This is a genomic window from Rhodanobacter sp. Root480 (genome assembly GCF_001426645.1).
GTDB lineage: Bacteria > Pseudomonadota > Gammaproteobacteria > Xanthomonadales > Rhodanobacteraceae > Rhodanobacter > Rhodanobacter ginsenosidimutans.
In genome coordinates this window covers 255,839-274,962 of the sequence record NZ_LMEX01000004.1, presented here as the reverse complement: position 1 = coordinate 274,962, position 19,124 = coordinate 255,839, and the positions used below count along the sequence as shown (strand labels likewise).

The window sequence follows — 19,124 nt, the reverse complement described above, 5'->3', positions numbered from 1 at the left end:
GAAGACGTATCCATGAATTCCCTTGCTGAACTGATCGCCGCCTACCAGGCCGGCACGCTGAAACTGCTGGCATTGTTCAACGCCGTGGCGGCGCGTGGGCCCCAGGCGGAGGACGACCACCGCGCCGAGATCGCACTGGTCGAAACGATGGAAGCGGAGGGCACGCTGGAAGCGGACATCGCCCGCGCACTGGTGGCCAAGCTGGTCAAGCTGCAGGCGCCGCCGCCGGCCGCCGAGATCGAGGCCAACGACGACGCCACGGTGATCAAGCCCGCCTCGCAGAGCCGTCCCGTGGCCGACGATGCCACCGTGGTGCAACCCGCCTCGCGGCCCACCGCCACGCCACCGCATGACGATGCCACCGTGGTGAAGCCGGCTTCGTGGACGCCGCCGGAGGACAACCAGTCGACCGGCACGCAAGGCCGTACCGGCACCGGCACGCATTCCAACAGCACCTTCAACGCCGACACCTGGCAGCGCGTGGCCGATGCCGAAGGCGGCGACTACGCCACCGTGGGCATGCTGCTGAAGGGCCGCTTCCACCTGGAGCGCGAGATCGGCCGCGGCGGCATGGGCGTGGTGTTCCTGGCCCGCGACGAGCGCAAGGTCGAGGCGCGCGACCGCGACCCGTACGTGGCGGTGAAGGTGTTGAACGACGAGTTCCGCCGCCATCCCGATTCGCTGATCTCGCTGCAGCGCGAATCGCGCCGCTCGCAATCGCTGGCGCACGACAACATCGTGCGCGTCTACGACTTCGACAAGGACCGCACCATCGTCTTCATGACGATGGAGTACATCGACGGCAGCGACCTGAAAACGCTGATCCGCGAGCGCGCCTACAACGGCCTGCCACTGGCCGAGGTGCGCCCGCTGATCGAAGGCATGGCGTGGGCGCTGAAGCGCGCGCACGCCGCCGGCGTGGTGCACTCGGATTTCAAGCCCGGCAACGTCATGGTCACCCGTGACGGCGTGCCCAAGGTATTCGACTTCGGCATCGCCCGCGCCGGCAAGCATATGGGCGACGCGGTGGGCGAGCAGACCGTGTTCGACGCCGGCACCCTGGGCGCGTTGACCCCGGCCTACGCCAGCCTGGAGATGATTCGCGGCGCCGAGCCCGCGCCCACCGACGACATCTACGCGTTGGGCTGCGTGGTGTTCGAACTGCTCACCGGCAAGCATCCGTTCGACAAGGTCAGCGCCGAGGTGGCGCTGAAGGAAGGCCGCAAGCCGCCGCCGGTACCGGGGCTCAGCCGGCGCCAGTACAAGACGCTTTGCGACGCCATCGCGTTCCACGGCGAGCAGCGGCTGAAGAGCGCCAGCGACCTCATCGAAGGCTTGCGCGAGGTGGGTTGGCGCGAACGGCTGGGGCCGTACCTGGCCTACGGCGGCGCGGCGGCCGTGTTGCTGGCCGCCGGCGGCTGGGGTTTCGGGCGCTACCTGCACGAGCAGCAGGTGCGCGGCGTGATCGCCGGGTTCACCGTGACCGACCCGCGGCATTACCTCAACGAGGATCAGGCGCTCACGGCGTTCGACCGCCTCGGCGATGATGACCGCCTGCGCATCGTGGCCGACCAGGGCGATGCGATCCAGAACTTCCTGCTGAGCCGCGTCGATGCGTACTGGAACCCCGACCAGGGCCGTTATGCCTACGCCCGCGCGCTGCACGTGTTCGCGTTGCGCGACAAGCTCAAGCTGTATTCGCCCGCGCTCGACCTGAAGCGCAACGCGATCGAGGAACAGAAGAACGCCCTGCTGAACACGCTCGACACGCAGCTGACCCAGCGCATCGACAAGGGCGCGATCTTCGAGGACCAGCCCGACAGCGCGGTGGCCACGCTGAAGCAGATCCGCGCCATCGATCCCGACAGCAGCCTGCTGAAGAACGGCGAGCTGGAGTTGAAGTACGACAGCGCCATCGGCCAGTCGCTGGCGGGCGGTCGGCTCGACGAAGCCGGCGCGCGGCTGAAACTGGCCAGCCAGTTGTTTCCCGCTTCGGTGCGATTGCAGCGACGTGAAGCGCAACTGGCCAGCCTGAACCAGACCGCCATCGCAGCCGCCGCACCGACGACCAGCCATGTCGCGCAAACCCTGCCGCAGGCCCGCCAGGCGCTGACCGATCTGCTGGCCAAGCCGACCATGGATGGCAAGTGGCAGGCCGCCGTGGCGGACGCGATGCTCACGCTGAAGGGCGACAGCGCCGCCGAAACCACGCGTCTGGTCACCGCACTGGCGGACGCCATCGCGACCGAAACCGGCGGTCAGTCGGACCCGTTGCACCTGGCCCGGGCCGGCGAACTGGTGGCGTTCGGCCTGCGTTATGCGCCGGATTCCAAATCGCTGCTGGCGCAGCGCGGTCGCATCGATGCGCTGCTGCATCAACAGCAGGCGCAACTGGATCAGGAAAGCGTGGCGGCCGAGGTCACCTCGCGCATCGAATCGCTGAAGCGCGCGGCGGCGGCCGGGGACACGGCCAAGGCGCAGGAGTCGCTGGCGCGGGTCCAGGCCCTGCAGCCGGACAATGCCTTTCTCAAGCACGACGGCCCGCAACTCGTGGCGAATGCCTACCTCGGCAAGGCGCGCGAGGCGTTCCGCAAGGGGCGTGATACCACCACCGCATCGGTGCTGGCGCAGGCCACGCAGGCGTTGGGCGATCGCGCCGATCTGCGCCATGCCGGCACCGGCTACGCGTTGGCGTCCGGTGTGATCAAGGCGCGCGGCAAGGCCGTCGCCGCGGCCGACTACCAGCGCCTCAGCGCCCAGCTGGCCGAGCTGCGTCGCGTCGATGCCGACGGTCTCGCCCAGCTGGAATCCGACATGAAACTGCGCGGCCAGCTGCCCGAGGGCAGCCTGTCGCGCGCGCTCGATGCCTTGAAGACCGGTGCCAGCGCACCGTCGCCCATCGCCACGCCCGGCCCCGCCGTGGCCGCGGCACCCACGCCGGCACCGACCGCCGCGACGCCCGTCGCCCCGACGCGGAATGGCACCAGGCCGGCGGTCGCCACGGCCAAGCCGGCAGCGCCCGGCCAAGCGACCGCGGCGCCGGGGTCGGCACCGGCCAGCGCCGACCCCTGCGGCCAACCGGCGCTGGTGGGGCAGGGTCGCAGTTGCTTCGACCCGATCGCCGGCAAGCGCGGCCCCAGCCTGGTGGTGGTCAGCGGTGTGGGCGGCGGCAAGCCTTATGCGATCTCGCGCACCGAGATCACCGTCAACGAGTTCAACCGTTTCTGCGCGGCTACCGGCAAGTGCACGGCCATCACGGTGGCCGACCGCGAGAGCGGCGTGCTGCCGGTCAGCAACATCACGCTGGCCCAGGCGCGCGCTTATGCCGCCTGGCTGGGCAGTGCCAGCGGCTACGTTTATCGCTTGCCCACCGATGCCGAGTGGATGCATGCGGCGCAGGCGGGTTCGGGCTGGAAACAGGCACCCGACAGCAACTGCGTACCGCCCGGCGCCATCGGTGGTGATGGCTCCGGCGGACCGATCTCGGCCCGCGGGCGTGAGCCCAACCCGTGGGGCCTGGTCAACCTGACCGGCAATGTGTGGGAATGGGTGAGCAGCGGCGGCAGCGCCATGGTGCGCGGCGGCAGCTACACCAGCTACTGGTCCGATTGCACCGTGGCCAGCCATCGCCAGGACAGCGGTGCGGCGGCGAAAGACGTGGGTTTCCGGATTGTCAGGGAATTGAAATGACCGAGCAGGAACGAAAAGCCAACCAGGATCTGCATGCGCTCGACGAGGCGCACCGGCTGGGGCGGATCACCCGTGAGGACTACCGTGCGCGCCGCCGCCGCGTGCTCGGCGCCCTGTGCGACAGCAACGGGGTCACCGCGCGCAATGCCATCACGCCGCCACCGGCCAGCGCCCGGCGGCAGGCGGCGGATACCACCGCCCCGGGCGAGGCGTTGAACATGCTGTTTCCGGCGCGCTCGGGCCAGACCCGGAAATACCTGATCGGCCTGGTAGTGGTGGCGGTGGTCTGTGCGCTGCTGCTGTACGGGTTGTTGCACGGCAAATGACGTAGTGCGGGTCGGTGCTGCAGCGCCACAACGACGGTTGATCAAATTTTCCGCCATTTGACGCATTAGCAGAAAACGGCCCGGATGTACCACGAGGGCATGGCAGTTTCTGGTCGTCAGGCTGCCACGATCAACGATTGCAAGGGGAATGTCGTGCGGATTGCTTGCCTGGCAGGGGCGTTGGCGCTGGCCTTGAGCGGTACGGTGTTGGCGCAGGAGACGGCGCCGCCGCCGGCCGCCGCGCCGGAGAGTGGCGCGAGCGCGGCAACCCCGGACATGGCCGCACCGCAGATCCTGATCAGCGGCATCGCCCCGGGCGACGCCGTCGCGGCGGCCGCCGCGCAGCAGGCCATCGATACCGAATACAACAACGCCGTGGCCGCCGCCGGCGGCGCCACCACGCTCAGCCCCGCGCAATGGCAAGCGGTTGCCGACAAGGTGACCGCAGCGCTGCAGCAGGCCGGCCATCCCGACGCCCGTGCCTATCTGGCCACCCAGCTGATGGCGTTTCGCCCGCACGCGCCGGCCGCGGTGGCGCAAACCACTCCCGCCACCCCCGCTGCGCCGGCAGACAACGTGGTGCCGCCGGTGCGCGACCGCGAAACCGACGCGGCCGTGTCGCAACAGATCGCCGTACGCGGCTTCCGCGTGCAGGGCGTCGGCAATCACCCGGATAACGACATCACCCCGGCCTCGATCCAGGCGCTGGCCGATGCCCAGTTCAAGGCGCTGGGCGGCGACGCGACAACGCCGGCCCAACTGGATTTCACCCAGCTGCAGGAGGTGGCCGACAAGATCACCGCGCGCTACCGCAACGCCGGCTTCATCGTGGCCACGGCGTTCCTGCCTGCGCAGACCGTGGGCGACGACAAGCTCATCGAGATCAAGGTGCTGGAAGGCACCATCGGCAAGATCATCGTCAAGGGCACCAAGCGCTATCGCCCCGGCGTGATCGCCGCGCCGGCGGAGAAACTGCGCGGCAAGCCGTTGCGCAAGAGCGCCGTCGACACCGCCCTGCTTTACGACCGCGATCTGCCCGGCGTGTCGGTGACCTCCACCTTCCAGCCAGGCTCGAAGACCGGCGAAACCGACCTGGTGATGGTGGCGCGCGAGGCGAAACGGCCGTTCACCTTCACCACCGGCGTCAACAATTACGGCAACGAATTGACCGGTCGTTACCGCGCGCAACTGGGCGCCACCTGGTTGAGCCCGCTGGGCATCGGCGACAGCCTGGCCGCCAACGTCGACTACGCCTTCAACCCGCGCAACAACGTCTACGGCTCGCTGGTCTATCGCGCGCCCACCGTGGTGGTGCCGGGCCTCAGCGCCGTGATCGGCGCCACCCGCAGCGCGATGCAGATCAACACCGGCACCTTCACCGCGTTGGGCGTGAAAGGCCCCAGCTCGCTGTATTTCGGCGGCGCGGACTGGGCCTTCGTCAATACCGACGCGCTGAAACTGCAGGGCACGCTGCGTTACATCAAGGAGCAGTCCAAGCTCAGCACCGTCGGTACGACGTTGTCCGACCAGCGCTTCGACGTGGCCGAGCTCGGCTTCGGCATGAACCACACCGACCAGCGTTTCCACGGCATCGACCTGCTGCAGCTGGCCGTGCGCAAGTCGGTGAAGGATCGCTCGCGCCAGCCGGATCTGGTCAGCCCGGATCACGCCCGCAGCTTTCTCAGCGCCAAGCTCTCCTATACGCGCCTGCAGTTTCTTACCGACCGGCAACGGCTGTATTTCAAGCTGGCTGGCCAGTTCACCAACGACGCGCTGGTGCCGCTGGAGCAGTTCGGCCTGGGTGGCCCCGACAGCGTGCGCGCCTATCCGATTTCCGAGGGCCTGGCCGATCGGGGCTATTACAGCTCGCTGGAATACCACGTCGATGCGCCCGGCTTCGGTGACAAGGTGTCGCCGTTCTACGGCCGGCCGTGGCGCGAGCTGCTGGAGTTCGAGGCCTTCGTCGATTACGGCAAGGGCTACCCGGCCGGCGCCAATCGTCGCAACAAAACCCGCTCGGTCACCCTCAACGGTATCGGCGCGGGGCTGATTTTCCGCTTGCCCCAGTTCCATCAGTTCGAGTTCCACCTCGACGGTTCCGTACCGACGAGTCGGCAGCGCGCATCCGACGACAACGGCTACCACATCTATTCGCGCTTCGGCTTCACGTTTTGACGGGTGACACCATGAACAACACTATCGACGCGAAGACCCGCGGCGCACACGCCGCCACCCTGCCGCCGCATGCCGGCCGGCTGCGGCGAAAACTGTTGCCGGTAAGCCTGTCGCTGCTGCTGGTCAGCCCGTTCGTGTTTGGCGGTGAAGCGATGGCCGCCGCCGTCGGCGCCACCACCGGACCCACCGGCGGCACCGTGGTGGGCGGTGTCGGCAACATCACGCAGAACGGCGCCAACACCGTCATCAACCAGAACTCGGCCAAGCTGGCGCTGGACTGGCAGACCTTCAACGTGGGCAAGGATGCCTCGGTGAAGTTCAACCAGCCGTCGTTCAATGCGGTGGCGCTGAACCGCATCCTGGACCAGAACCCCAGCCAGATCTTCGGCCACATCAGTTCCAACGGCCAGGTGTTCCTGATCAACACCCACGGCATCATCTTCGGCGCCAGCGCGCAGATGAACGTGGGCGGCCTGATGGCCAGCACGCTCGACCTCACGCCCAAGGACTTTCTCGCCAGCCGCTACAACCTCGACGCGCACGGCGCCAATGCCGGCATCGTCAATCACGGCCTGATCAAGGCCGCCAGCGGCGGTTCGGTGAGCCTGGTCGGTGGCAGCGTCGCCAACGATGGCGTGATCCTGGCCAACTACGGCCGCATCAACCTCGACGGCGCCGATCGCGCCGTGCTCGATTTCGACGGCAACGGCCTGATCAACATCCAGGTCACCGGCGAGCTGAAACAGCGGCTGGACAACAACCAGGCGGCGGTAACCAACAAGGGCACGCTGAAGGCCGACAGCGGCACCGTGGTATTGCAGGCGTCTGCCGCGAAAGACCTGTTCACCAACCTGGTCAATAACAGCGGCGTCATCGATGCCGGCGGCATCAGCACCCAGGGCGGCGTGGTGCGATTGGTGGCGGCTGGTGGCAACACCGAGAACAGCGGTGCCATCAACGTCACCGGCGCACAAGGCGGTAGCGTGCAGTTGCTGTCGGACCAGAACGTCAGCGTCACCGGCAATGTCGATGCCTCCGGCAGCCACGGCGGCGGCGGCATCCGCGTGGGCGGTGGCTACCAGGGCGGCGAAGGATTGCAGGCCGCGGCAGTGACCTATGTCGGCCCGGACGCGCGATTGAACGCCGACGCCTTGCAGTCGGGCGATGGTGGTTCAGTGGTGTTGTGGTCGAACACCGCGACCGGTTTCAAGGGCAACATCAGTGCACGCGGTGGCGCGGCCGACGGCAACGGCGGCATGGCCGAAGTTTCCAGCCGCGGCTACCTGGCTTTCGACGGCTCCGCCGACCTGCGCGCGCCGCACGGGGCATGGGGCACGCTGCTACTGGACCCGAATGACATCACTATCAGTGATGATCCGAATGCCAACCCGGCGACCCTGGACGGCTTCGACGCCAGTGGCGTTTTCACGCCAGGGGATGCGACCGCCGCATCCACCATCAACACGGGCACCATCGTCGCCCAGCTGGGCAGCAGCGACGTCAACATCAAGACGACCGACGGCAACATCACCGTCGTCAACGGTTTCACCTACAACGGTGAAAACGACCGCACATTGACGCTGGATGCAGCCGGCACGCTGACATTCAAGACCGGCGCGACCATTGAGTCCACCGGAGGAACCGGCGGCACGCATACGCTCGGCGGCGTTCTGACCGGAACGAGTGGTGTCGTTTTTGAAGGCGGTTCCAGTTTCATCACCAACGGCGGCGACCTGGCCGTCAACGGCGGCGCGTTCACGCTCGATGGCGCACTCGATGCCGGCGCCGGCACGGTCACGCTGGATTCGAGCGGCGCAATCGGCCAGACCAGTGGTGTCATCACCGCCGGCACGCTGACCGGCAGCTCGACCGGGGCGACGACACTCGGCGAAGCCAACCAAATTGGCACGCTGGGTGATTTCAGCGCGGCCAACCTCTCGCTGACCAACAGCACGGCGCTCACCATTGCGGGCAACATCGTGGCAGGCGACGCGGGCGATCCCGTCGGACCGCCGGTCGTTCTGCCCACCGGCGGCAGCATCACGCTGAGTTCCGGCGGCATCATCACGCAGGACGCCGGCAGCAGCATCTCGAGCAACGGCGGCGACATTTCCCTCACCGGCAGTGCGGTGGCCTTGAGCGGCACGCTCGACGCCAGCAATTCGGACACCACCGGCGATGTGACCTTGACCAGCACGGCTGGCGACCTGTCGGTGGAGGACATCACCGGTGACACGGTAACGCTGGAGGCCACGGGCGGGGGGATCACGCAAACCGATGGCGTAATCACGGCGGCTACGCTCACCGGCAGTACCACGGGCGATGCCACGCTCAACCGGTCCACCAACGTCATCGCAAAGCTGGACGACTTCAGCGCGGCCAGCCTTTTGCTGGCGAACAACACGGCGCTCACCATCGCGGGCAACGTCGTTGCAGGCGATGCGACCGGCACGCCGGTGGTGCCGGGCAATATCACGCTGAGTTCCGGCGGCGTCATCACGCAGGAAGCCGGCAGCAGCCTGTCGAGCAATGGTGGGGACATTTCCATCACGGGAAGTGCCACTGGCCCGGGCTCTACGCTGATCCTTGACGGCACGCTCGACGCCGGTACAGGTGGCGTAAGTCTGACCACCGATGCCGGCGATCTGTCGCTGGGTGGCGCTGTGACTGGCGCCACGGTGACGCTGACCGCAAACGGCGTGGACGGTGCCATCAAGCAGACCGCGGGCAGCATCACCGCCACTGGCGGTAACGTCACGTTGAACTCGGCTGGCGGCACGCAACTCGGCAAGATCGAGGCGGGAAGCCTGACCGTGACCGCCGGTGGCATCACCCAGTTGAGTGGTGCAGGCGATGCGTTGCTCGTCAGCGGCACATCGAGTTTCGACGCGGGCGCGCACGCCATCACGCTGGACAACACCAGCAATCACTTCACGGGCGCGGTGAGCCTCACCAACAGCGACGCGAACGCCGTCACGCTCAACAACGGCGGCAATGCGCTGGTGCTGGGTGATGTGCAGGTGGGCAGTGGCACGCTGACGGTGTCGGGCGTGGGCATCACGCAAGCGACCGGGAGCACGATCACCCAGGCGGCAAGTGCCGGTGCGGTGCAATTCAACGCCGGTGCGGGCGTGCTTCAACTGGACAAGGCCAACACCTTCACCGGTGCGGTGAGCCTGGCCAACAGCGACGCGAACGCCGTCACGCTCAACAACGGCGCCGATGCGCTGGTGCTGGGTGATGTGCATGTGGGCAGTGGCACGCTGACGGTGTCGGGCGTGGGCATCACGCAAGCGACCGGGAGCACGATCACCCAGGCGGCGAGTGCCGGTGCGGCGCAATTCAACGCCGGTGCCGGCGTGCTTCAGCTGGGCAACGCCAATGCCTTCACCGGTGCAGTGAGCCTCAAAAACAGCGGCGCCAACAATGTCACGCTCGACAACGGCACCAATGCGCTGGTGCTGGGTGATGTGCAGGTGGGCAGCGGCGCATTGACGGTGACGGGTGTCGGCATCACGCAAGCGACCGGCAGCACGATCACCCAGGCGGCGGGCGCGGGTGCGGCGCAATTCGATGCCGGTGCCGGCGTGCTTCAACTGGACAAGGCCAACACCTTCACCGGTGCGGTGGGCCTCACCAACAGCGATGCGAATGACGTCACGCTCAACAACGGCGCCAATGCGCTGGTGCTGGGCGATGTGCAGGTGGGTAGCGGCGCGCTGACGGTGACGGGCGTGGGCATCACGCAAGCGACCGGGAGCACGATCACCCAGGCGGCGAGTGCGGGCGCGGCGCAATTCAACGCCGGTGCCGGCATGCTTCAGCTGGACAAGGCCAATACCTTCACCGGTACGGTGGGCCTCACCAACAGCGGCGTGAACGACGTCACGCTCAACAACGGCAGCAATGCGCTGGAGCTGGGCGATGTGCAGGTGGGCAGCGGCGCATTGACGGTGTCGGGTGTCGGCATCACGCAAGCGACCGGCAGCGCGACTACCCAGGCGGCAGGTGCGGGTGCGGCGCAATTCAACGCCGGTGCCGGTGTGCTTCAGCTGGACAAGGCCAACACCTTCACCGGTGCGGTGGGCCTCACCAACAGTGGGGCGAATGACGTCACGCTCAACAACGGCAGCAATGCGCTGGTGCTCGGCGACGTGCAGGTGGGCAGTGGTACGTTGACGGTGTCGGGTACCGGCATCACGCAAGCGGTCGGCAGCACAATCACCCAGGCGGCGAGTGCGGGTGCGGCGCAGTTCGACGCCGGTGTTGGTGCACTTCAGCTGGCCAACGCCAACACGCTCACTGGTGCGGTCAGCCTGAAAAACAGCGGTGCCAACAACGTCACGCTGAACAATGGCGCCAACGCGCTGACCTTGGGTACATCAACGCTGGGCAGCGGCACTTTCAACCTGACGGGTACCGGTCAGACCACTCTGGCCGGCAACCTCAGCACCAGCGGTGGCGCGATCGCCTTGTCGGGACCGGTGACGCTGGGTGCAGCCAGCACCGGTGTCGATACAACCGATGGTGGCAGCGTGGCGGCGGGCGCGGCGATCACGTTCAACGGCGCGGTGAATGGCGCTTCGACCCTTACCTTGAATGCCGGTACGGGAGGTACGGTCACGTTGGGCGGAGCAGTCGGTGCCGCAACAACCTTGACTGGCCTCGACGTTACCGCGGGCAGCTTCAGCGCGAACACGTTGAACATCGGTACCGGTGGGTTGGCGGTTACCACCCGCGCCGGTGACATCACGCAAGGCGGTGCATTCACGGTCACCGGCGCTTCGAGTTTCGACGCGGGCGCGCATGCCATCGCGCTGGCCAACACGAACAATCACTTTACCGGTGCAGTGAGCCTCGCCAACAGCGATGCGAACGACGTCACGCTCAACAACGGCGCCAATGCGCTGGAGCTGGGTGATGTGCAGGTGGGTAGCGGCGCATTGACGGTGTCGGGTGTCGGCATCACGCAAGCGACCGGGAGCACGATCACCCAGGAAGCGAGTGCAGGTGCGGCGCAATTCAATGCCGGTGCCGGCGTGCTCCAACTGGACAACGCCAACACGCTCACCGGTGCGGTGAGCCTCAAGAACAGCGGCGCCAACGACGTCACGCTGGACAATGGCAGCAACGCGCTGGTGCTGGGCGACGTGCAGATCGGCAGTGGTGCGCTGACAGTATCGGGTGTGGGCATCACGCAAGCGGTTGGCAGCACGATCACCCAGGCGGCGAGCGCGGGTGCGGCACAATTCAACGCCGATGCCGGCGTGCTCCAACTGGACAACGCCAATACCTTCACGGGTGCGGTGAGCCTCAACAACAGCGGCGCCAACAACGTCACGCTGAATAACGGGGCCAACGCGTTGGCCCTGGGTACGTCCACGCTGGGCAGCGGCACTTTCAACCTAACGGGCACCGGCCAGACAACCCTGGCCGGCAACCTCAGCACCAGCGGTGGCGCGATCACCTTGTCGGGACCGGTGACGCTGGGTGCAGCCAGCACCGGTGTCGATACAACCGGTGGTGGCAGCGTGACGACGGGCGCGGCGATCACGTTCAACGGCGCGGTGGATGGCGCTTCGACCCTTACCCTGAATGCCGGTACGGGAGGTGCGGTCACGTTGGGCGGAGCAGTCGGTGCCACGACAGCCTTGACCGGCCTCGACGTCACCGCGGGCAGCTTCAGCGCGAACACGCTGAACATCGGCACCGGCGGGCTGTCGGTAGCGACCCAGGCCAGTGACATCACACAGGGTGGTGCATTCACGGTCACCGGCGCGTCGAGTTTCGACGCAGGCGCACATGCCATCACGCTGGCCAACACGAACAATCACTTCACCGGTGCAGTGAGTCTCACCAACAGCGGCGCGAACGCCGTCGCGCTCAACAACGGCAGCAATGCGCTGGAGCTGGGCGATGTGCAGGTGGGCAGCGGCACGCTGACAGTGTCGGGTACCGGCATCACGCAGGCGACCGGCAGCACGATCACCCAGGCGGCGGGCGCGGGTGCGGCGCAATTCAACGCCGGTGCCGGCGTGCTTCAGCTGGACAGCGCCAACACCTTCACCGGCGCGGTGAGCCTCAACAACAGCGGCAACCACGACGTGACGCTGGACAACGGTACCCACGTGTTGACCCTGGGCACGTCCACGTTGGGAAGCGGTGCCTTCAGTCTCGAGGGCAGCGGCCAAACGACCCTGGCCGGCAACCTCACCACGACGGGCGGTGCGATCACCTTGTCCGGTCCGGTGGCCCTGGGCTCACCCGTTACCGGCATCTACACGACAGGCGGCGGTGCGACGACAGGCGCGGCGATCACTTTCGACGGGGCGCTGAATGGCGCCTCCAGCCTGACCCTGGATGCCGGTACAACGGGCGTGGTCACACTGGGCGGAGCCGTTGGCAATGCGACGGCCTTGACCGGCCTCACCGTCACCGCGGGCAGCTTCAGCGCGAACACGCTGAATATCGGCACCGGCGGACTGTCGGTGACTACCCAGGCCGGCGACATCATGCAGAGCGGTACGGGCGCATTTACGGTGGTGGGAACGTCGGACTTCACCGCCATGAATGGGCACGAGATCACGCTGGAGGCCGCCAATAATGATTTCCAGGGGAGTGTCAAAGCCACCGGTACCGGGGTGTCGATCACCGACACCAACGACCTGACGATCGACACACTGACCAACGGCACCAACGGTACCGTGAGCCTGATCGCCGGCGGCGCTCTGCTGTTGCCCACCGGTTCGATCGACACCGGCACGGCGGACCTTACGCTGGAGGCGAATGGTGGAACCCTGGTTGCACCCGGTGTGCTGAAGGGTGCCAACGTAACGCTCAGCAGCCAGGGCAATATCACCCTGAGTGACGCGGTGACGGCAACGGGAACCTTGAGCCTGACCAGCCTCGCCGGGGCGATAGGACAGAGCCTCACCGGCAACCTCACGGCGGCAGTGCTGACCGGCAGTTCGTTCGGCAGCACACTGCTCGATGGCACCAACCACATCGCCAGCCTGGGCAATTTCAGCGCCAGCGGATTCAGCCTGACCAACAGCCAGGCCCTGTCTGTCAGCGGCGTGGTCGATGGTGGCAGCAGCGCCGCGCTGACCACCACCAGCGGCAACCTGACGGTCGGCGGCAGGCTCAAGGGCACGACGGTCACACTTACGTCCGCAGGTGCGATCGACGAAGGCGGCACCAGTACTGGGGTGATCGAGGCGGGCACGCTGACAGGCACTTCGCAGGGCGATACCTTGCTCGATGGCGCCAACCTGGTCGACACGCTCGGCAGTTTCAGTGCGGCCAACTTCACCCTCGTCAACAATCAGGGCCTGGCGGCAAACGGCCCGCTGACCACAACGGGCGGCACCGGCAGCATCAGCCTGAAGACCACCACCGGGGCCTTGAGCCTGGGCAGCGACTTGTCCGGTGGCGCCATTTCGCTGGAGTCAGCCGACGGCCTCGTGCTGGCCAAGGCCATCAACGGCAGCACGGTCGAGCTGATTTCTTCCGGTGGCGGCATCAGCCAGAGTGCCGGCGCCATCACGGCAGGCACGTTGAGCGGTCATGCCGCGGATAGTGTCGCGTTGAACCTGGGCAACCGGGTTTCGGCGCTGGGTAACTTCGATGCCGATGGATTCAGCCTGACCAACGACGCGGCCCTGGCTGTCAACGGCGTAGTCGATGGCGGCAGCAGCACCACGCTGACCACCACGACCGGCAACCTGACGGTCAACGGTACGCTCAAGGGCACGGCGGTCACGCTCAGCTCCGCCGGTGGCATCGGCGAAGGTGCCGCTGGTGTGATCGAGGCGGATACGCTGGCCGGCCACTCGCAAGGCGATACCTTGCTTGGCGGCGCCAACCTGGTCGACACGCTCAACAATTTCGACGCGACCAACTTCAGCTTCGTCAATGCGCAGGATATGGCAGTCAGCGGTCCACTGGCGACGGGCGCCGGCGCTGGCAGCATCAGCCTGAAGACGAGCAGCGGGACCTTGAGCGTGAATGACGACCTGGTGGCGTCGGCCGTGGCGCTGACCTCAGCCGACGGTCTCACGTTGACCCACAACATCAATGCCACCGCGGTGTCGCTGGCGGCCGGCGGCAACATCAGCCAGAGCGCTGCCGTCATCACTGCCGGCACCTTGACGGGTCAATCGACGGGCACCACGACCCTGGGCCTTGCCAACCACGTCGGCACGCTGGGCAGTTTCAAGGCGGCGAACTTCAGCCTGGTCAATGACGCCGGGTTGTCCGTCAACGGTCCGCTGCAGATCACCAGCCCCAACGGCGGTGTCAGCCTGAGGACGACATCGGGCATCCTGACGGTCAATTCGGTGCTGAGCGCCGGTGCCGTCAGCCTGGACTCCGCCGGCAACCTGGCGTTGGCACATGAAGTCAGTGGTGGCCTGGTCACGCTGAAGTCGGGCGGCAATATCAGCCAGACGGCCTCGGGAACACTTACGGCCACCACCTTGACCGGCAGCTCGGCAGGCAGCACCACGCTCAACGGGTCGGGCAACAAGATCGGCACACTGGGCAGCTTCACCGCGGCGGGTTTCAGCCTGACCAACAGTCAATCGCTGTCGGTCGCCGGCCCGGTCAATGGCGGTGCCAGCACGTCGCTGGCGACCACGGCCGGCAACCTGGCGATCAACGGTGCCGTGAACGGAACCACCACCGCCTTCAATGTTGCCGGCAACATCACCCAGGGGGCAGGCGGCGTCATCACGGCGGCTACGTTGCGCGGTACGGCGGGGGGTGCGGTAGCGCTCGGCGGCAACAACCAGATCGACACGCTGGGTGACTTCAGCGCCGCCGGGTTCAGCCTGAAAAACGCGCGGGACCTGACCGTCGCCGGCACCGTGAATGGCGGCGGCAGCGCAGGGCTGGCGACGACAGGCAACCTGATCATCAACGGCACGCTCACCGGTGCAACCACCACGCTCGACGTGACCGGCGCCATCAGCGAGGCCAGCGCGGGCAGCATCGTCGCCGGCCGGCTCAATGGCGACACCACCGGGGCCGTCAGCCTTACCGGCAACAATCGCATCGGCGCGCTGGGCGATTTCAGTGCCGCCTACCTCAACCTCGGCAATGCCCAGGCACTGACCGTGGCCGGCACGGTCGACGGCGGCACCAGCACCACGCTGACCACCACCAGCGGCGATCTCACGATCAACGGCGCGCTGAAAGGCACGGCCATGACGCTGGACTCGGCCGGCGCGATCAACGAAGGCAGCCAGGGAGTGATCACCGCCGCCACGTTGACCGGGCGTTCAACCGGCGTCACCGCGCTCAACGGTGCCAACCGTGTCGGCACCCTGGGCAGCTTCGATGCGGCGGGCTTCGACTTCACCAACGCGCAGGCGCTGTCGGCCAACGGCCCGCTGACGATCGCCAACGGTGGGCGCCTGCATCTGACGACGTCATCGGGCGTGCTGTCGGTCAACTCCGCGTTGCGCGGTGGCGACGTGGGCTTGAGTTCCGCCGGCGACCTGACCCTGACCCAGGCGGTGCAGGGTGACACGGTTACGCTGGTTTCGGGCGGCAACATCAGCCAGACCGCCAGCGGCATTGTCACGGCAGGCACGCTGGCCGGCCGTTCCGTCGGCAGCACCATGCTCGATCCGGTCAACCATGTGGACGCGCTGGGCAGCTTCAGTGCCAATGGTTTCGACCTGGCCAGCGACCGGACACTGACCGTCATCGGCCCGGTCGATGGTGGTGACCACGTCAACCTGATCACCACCAACGGCGACATCATCATCAACGGCCTGGTCAGTGGCACCCGCACCACGCTCAGCTCGGCCGGCGCCATCAATCAGGGCTCGGCAGGTGGTATTGCCGCCAGCACGCTGAGCGGCAGTTCGACGGGCGCCACCACACTGGAAGGTGGCGGCAACCGGGTGGCCACGCTGGAAGCATTCAAGGCCGCGGGCTTCAGCTTCACCAACGGGCAATCCCTGATCGTGGCCGGCCCGATCGACGGTGGCGCGCGCACCACGCTCACCACCACCCGCGGCGGTGACCTGTCGATCGACGGCGCCGTTCAGGGCGGCATGATGACCCTGGTTTCCGCCGGTGCCATCAACGAAGGCGCCAGCGGCAGCCTCACCGCCGATACGCTGACCGGCAGCGCGACGGGCATGGTCATGCTGGGCGATGCCGCGCACCCGCTGGCCAACTACATCGGTACGCTGGGTGGTTTCTCGGCGCCGGCCGGTTTCAGCCTCACCAATGCACAGACCCTGACCCTGGCGTCGGTGAACGGCAGCGGCTACACGGTGGATGCCGGCACGTCGTCAACCTACCTTTCGGTGGTCAACGGCGACTTGCTGCAGGCCGACCAGGCATGGTTGTACAACGGCGCGGGCGTATGGGCGTCCACCGGCCACATGGGTGTCGGCGGCGCGCCGATCTATGTGACTGGTGTCGACGCGCAGGTCATCGTGCCGGGTGGCATTTCGCCTGCGTATTTCTATGCGGTGGACCGGCAGGGCAACATCCTGCCGCTCACCGGTGGCAGCAGCATCAACGTGCCCACGTCGGCGTTGACCAGCCGCGCGCAGAACACCAACAAGCACACCGACTCGTACATCGACTCCAGCGTGATCTCGGCCAACTACCGCGCTTTCGGCATCGTGCCGTCGGGTTTGCTGCTGCCGCCCGACCAGCAGCGCTGCGCACCCGATGCGATGGATTGCGATGATGAGTAAAGCCCGTCCCATCCGCGCACGTGCGATGCGATGGTGGATTGCCGCGGCCGGTTGCGCGCTGGCGACCCCCACCGGTGCCCAACTGGCGCCGCGGGTCACCGGTGAAACGGTGATCGCCCAGCTCGACGCGGCACAGCATGACCTGGCCGCGAAGGCGCATGCGTCGTCCGATCCGCAACTTGTGGCCACCAGCGACCAGCTGGCGCACATGGCCAGCGACTTGCGCGCCGCGCTGAGCGGTTCCGATGCGACCAAGCCCGTGGACATCATCGACGGGCGCGCGCAGGCAAGAGCCCGGCGTGCGCAGGCCGCCGCGCAACGCACGCGCGCCTATCTCGACATTTCCGGTGGATGCTTCGGCGGCGACGCCCGCGCGCTTGCCGATGCCCTGGCTGCCAGCGTCAAGCGGCTGGCCGACGCCGAGGATGCGTCCAAGGACGCGCAGCCGGTGATCGACGCGGTCGAGACGCTGGATCACAAACCGTTGTTCGCCCTGCATCCCGGCGACAAGCCGTTGGCGTTTGCCCTGACCGGCACGAACCTGTCGGACGCGCAATGTGCCGATCCCGAAGTTACGGCTACCGACGGGCAGGGCGCGCCGCTCGCGGTGCAACCGGTGATCACCGGCGTCTCGGCGGCCCGCATCGAACTGAAACTGCCACCCAGCCAGATGCTCGAACCGGGCAGCTACGTGCTGCACGTCGTGCCCAAGCGCAAGACCTTCCTGCTGGGCTGCGTCACCCAGCCCGAAGCGGTTGCCGTGGTGCAGATCGCGAAACCGTTGCGACTTTCCGTGGACTACAGCTTGACCGCCATGTGCGCCGCCGACCCTGGTGGTGCAGGGAAAAGCGTGCCGCTGGGCGCGGGCACCTTGCCCGACATCAGCGCCTACGGCAGTACCGTTTCGCAGCAGATCGATACCACCGCCTGCGGTGATCCGCTGAGCTACGCGGTGAGCGCCACGGTCCGGCGCGCGGACGGCAGCAGTGCGTCGATCGGGCCGATCGTGCAAAGCGCCAATGCCAGCATCACCGCCGGTTTGCCCGGCGGGCTTTCGCTGAACTGGAATCCCTCGATCCACACGATGTTCGTCCGCTCCGGCGCGAACACCTGCAAGGGCGTCCATTGACGCCCTTGCCGTGTTTCATTCGTATTCGGTGCGGCCGGAAACAACCTGCAGCTCGCTGACCCCACCGGGGGCCAGGTCGTTCAGCAGGTCCAGGAAGCTCTTGTCGACCAGGCGCTTGGCACGCTCCAGCAACAGCGGGATCGGGCTGGACGGTTCGTTTTTCGCGTAGTACTCGCACAGTTCGTCGAGCCGCTTGATGACGTCCTGCGAGTTCTCGATGCGGCCGCTGGCCACGGGCTTTGCGTGGCCTGATGCAACGGCTTGCGCACCTTCCTCCGCCTCGTATTCGCCGGCGGCCTCGTCTTGCGGCATGCGCTTGGCAAGCTGTGCTTCCACGAATTTTTTCAGCTCATGGATATCGCCGATCAATGCCTTCAGGTCCGGGCCGGCGGTACCGATCTGCTCGCTGAAAATGCCGTCGATCGCTTTGGCCTGATCCAGCGCCTCGTTAATCGCCGTGGCGTTGGCCAGCAATTGCTCTTCCGGACAATCCAGGCAACACGCCTCGATCTCGGTCAGGCCGGGTGCTTCGCCGGACTCGCTATCAGCCGAGCTGATTTTCAGCGTGCCCTGGGCAATCTGCAGATCGCGCAATGAAAAACGCCCCAGTCGTGGCGACTGCACAAAAGGCGTGGTGCGGAAATAACCGAGCACGCTCTGGGTGTCGCTGATCGGCACCACGGCATTGACGCGGGCGGTCGGATCGTTGTCGTCCTCGGCGTCCAGTTGCGGGTGCACGCCATCCCAGTAGTTTTCCAGCAGGGCGCGAATCAGGCCAAGGCCCGACGCCCAGCCCGGCATGCCATCGGTACGCATCCAGGCGGTCGCCAGGTGCGTGGCAACGCGCAGATCCTTGGAGCGCCCCAGCAGCGCTTCGGCCATGCTGGCGACCTTCTCCCAGTCCGGCTCCTCGGCGGCCTTGACGCTGTCGCCGATGGCGCGTTCGGCCTTGGGCGAGGCGGCGCGGTCGAGCGCCAGAAAATCCTGGTCGTATTCCAGGTTTTCACCGGTGGGCAATTCATCTCCCAGCGGAGCAATCAACGATTCCAGATCATGGTTTGACATGGCGTCCATATATCGCGG

The 19,124-nt window shown here is 66.8% G+C and carries 6 protein-coding genes; 5 read left to right on the top strand and 1 reads right to left on the bottom strand.

The genetic code is table 11. The annotated features are described in order from the left end of the window. Positions 1-12 precede the first annotated feature (12 nt). The 5 genes from ASD22_RS15755 to ASD22_RS15735 all read left to right on the top strand — a co-directional run bounded on the left by ASD22_RS15755 (position 13) and on the right by ASD22_RS15735 (position 18,041). Entirely contained in the window at positions 13-3,690 is a 3,678-nt protein-coding gene (locus ASD22_RS15755; protein WP_082520305.1) for a bifunctional serine/threonine-protein kinase/formylglycine-generating enzyme family protein, read from the top strand. After that, positions 3,687-4,016 carry a hypothetical protein gene (locus ASD22_RS15750; protein WP_056085496.1) on the top strand — a complete coding sequence of 110 codons (330 nt, stop codon included), beginning with the start codon at positions 3,687-3,689 and terminating at the stop codon, positions 4,014-4,016. The genes ASD22_RS15755 and ASD22_RS15750 overlap by 4 nt, the downstream gene beginning before the upstream one ends. 99 nt (positions 4,017-4,115) lie before the next feature. After that, the gene (locus ASD22_RS15745; RefSeq protein WP_235577669.1) at positions 4,116-6,191 is read left to right on the top strand and encodes a ShlB/FhaC/HecB family hemolysin secretion/activation protein; all 2,076 of its coding nucleotides are present in this window, start codon (positions 4,116-4,118) and stop codon (positions 6,189-6,191) included. A gap of 11 nt (positions 6,192-6,202) precedes the next feature. Then, positions 6,203-16,912, top strand: a complete 10,710-nt coding sequence (locus tag ASD22_RS15740; RefSeq protein WP_056085495.1) for a filamentous hemagglutinin N-terminal domain-containing protein — start codon at positions 6,203-6,205, stop codon at positions 16,910-16,912. Continuing rightward, positions 16,905-18,041, top strand: a complete 1,137-nt coding sequence (locus ASD22_RS15735) for a hypothetical protein (protein ID WP_156459039.1) — start codon at positions 16,905-16,907, stop codon at positions 18,039-18,041. The genes ASD22_RS15740 and ASD22_RS15735 overlap by 8 nt, the downstream gene beginning before the upstream one ends. A gap of 15 nt (positions 18,042-18,056) precedes the next feature. Here ASD22_RS15735 and tssA read toward each other — a convergent pair whose 3' ends face one another. Next, the gene (gene tssA / locus ASD22_RS15730) at positions 18,057-19,115 is read right to left on the bottom strand and encodes a type VI secretion system protein TssA (protein ID WP_056085493.1); all 1,059 of its coding nucleotides are present in this window, start codon (positions 19,113-19,115) and stop codon (positions 18,057-18,059) included. Positions 19,116-19,124: the final 9 nt, after the last annotated feature.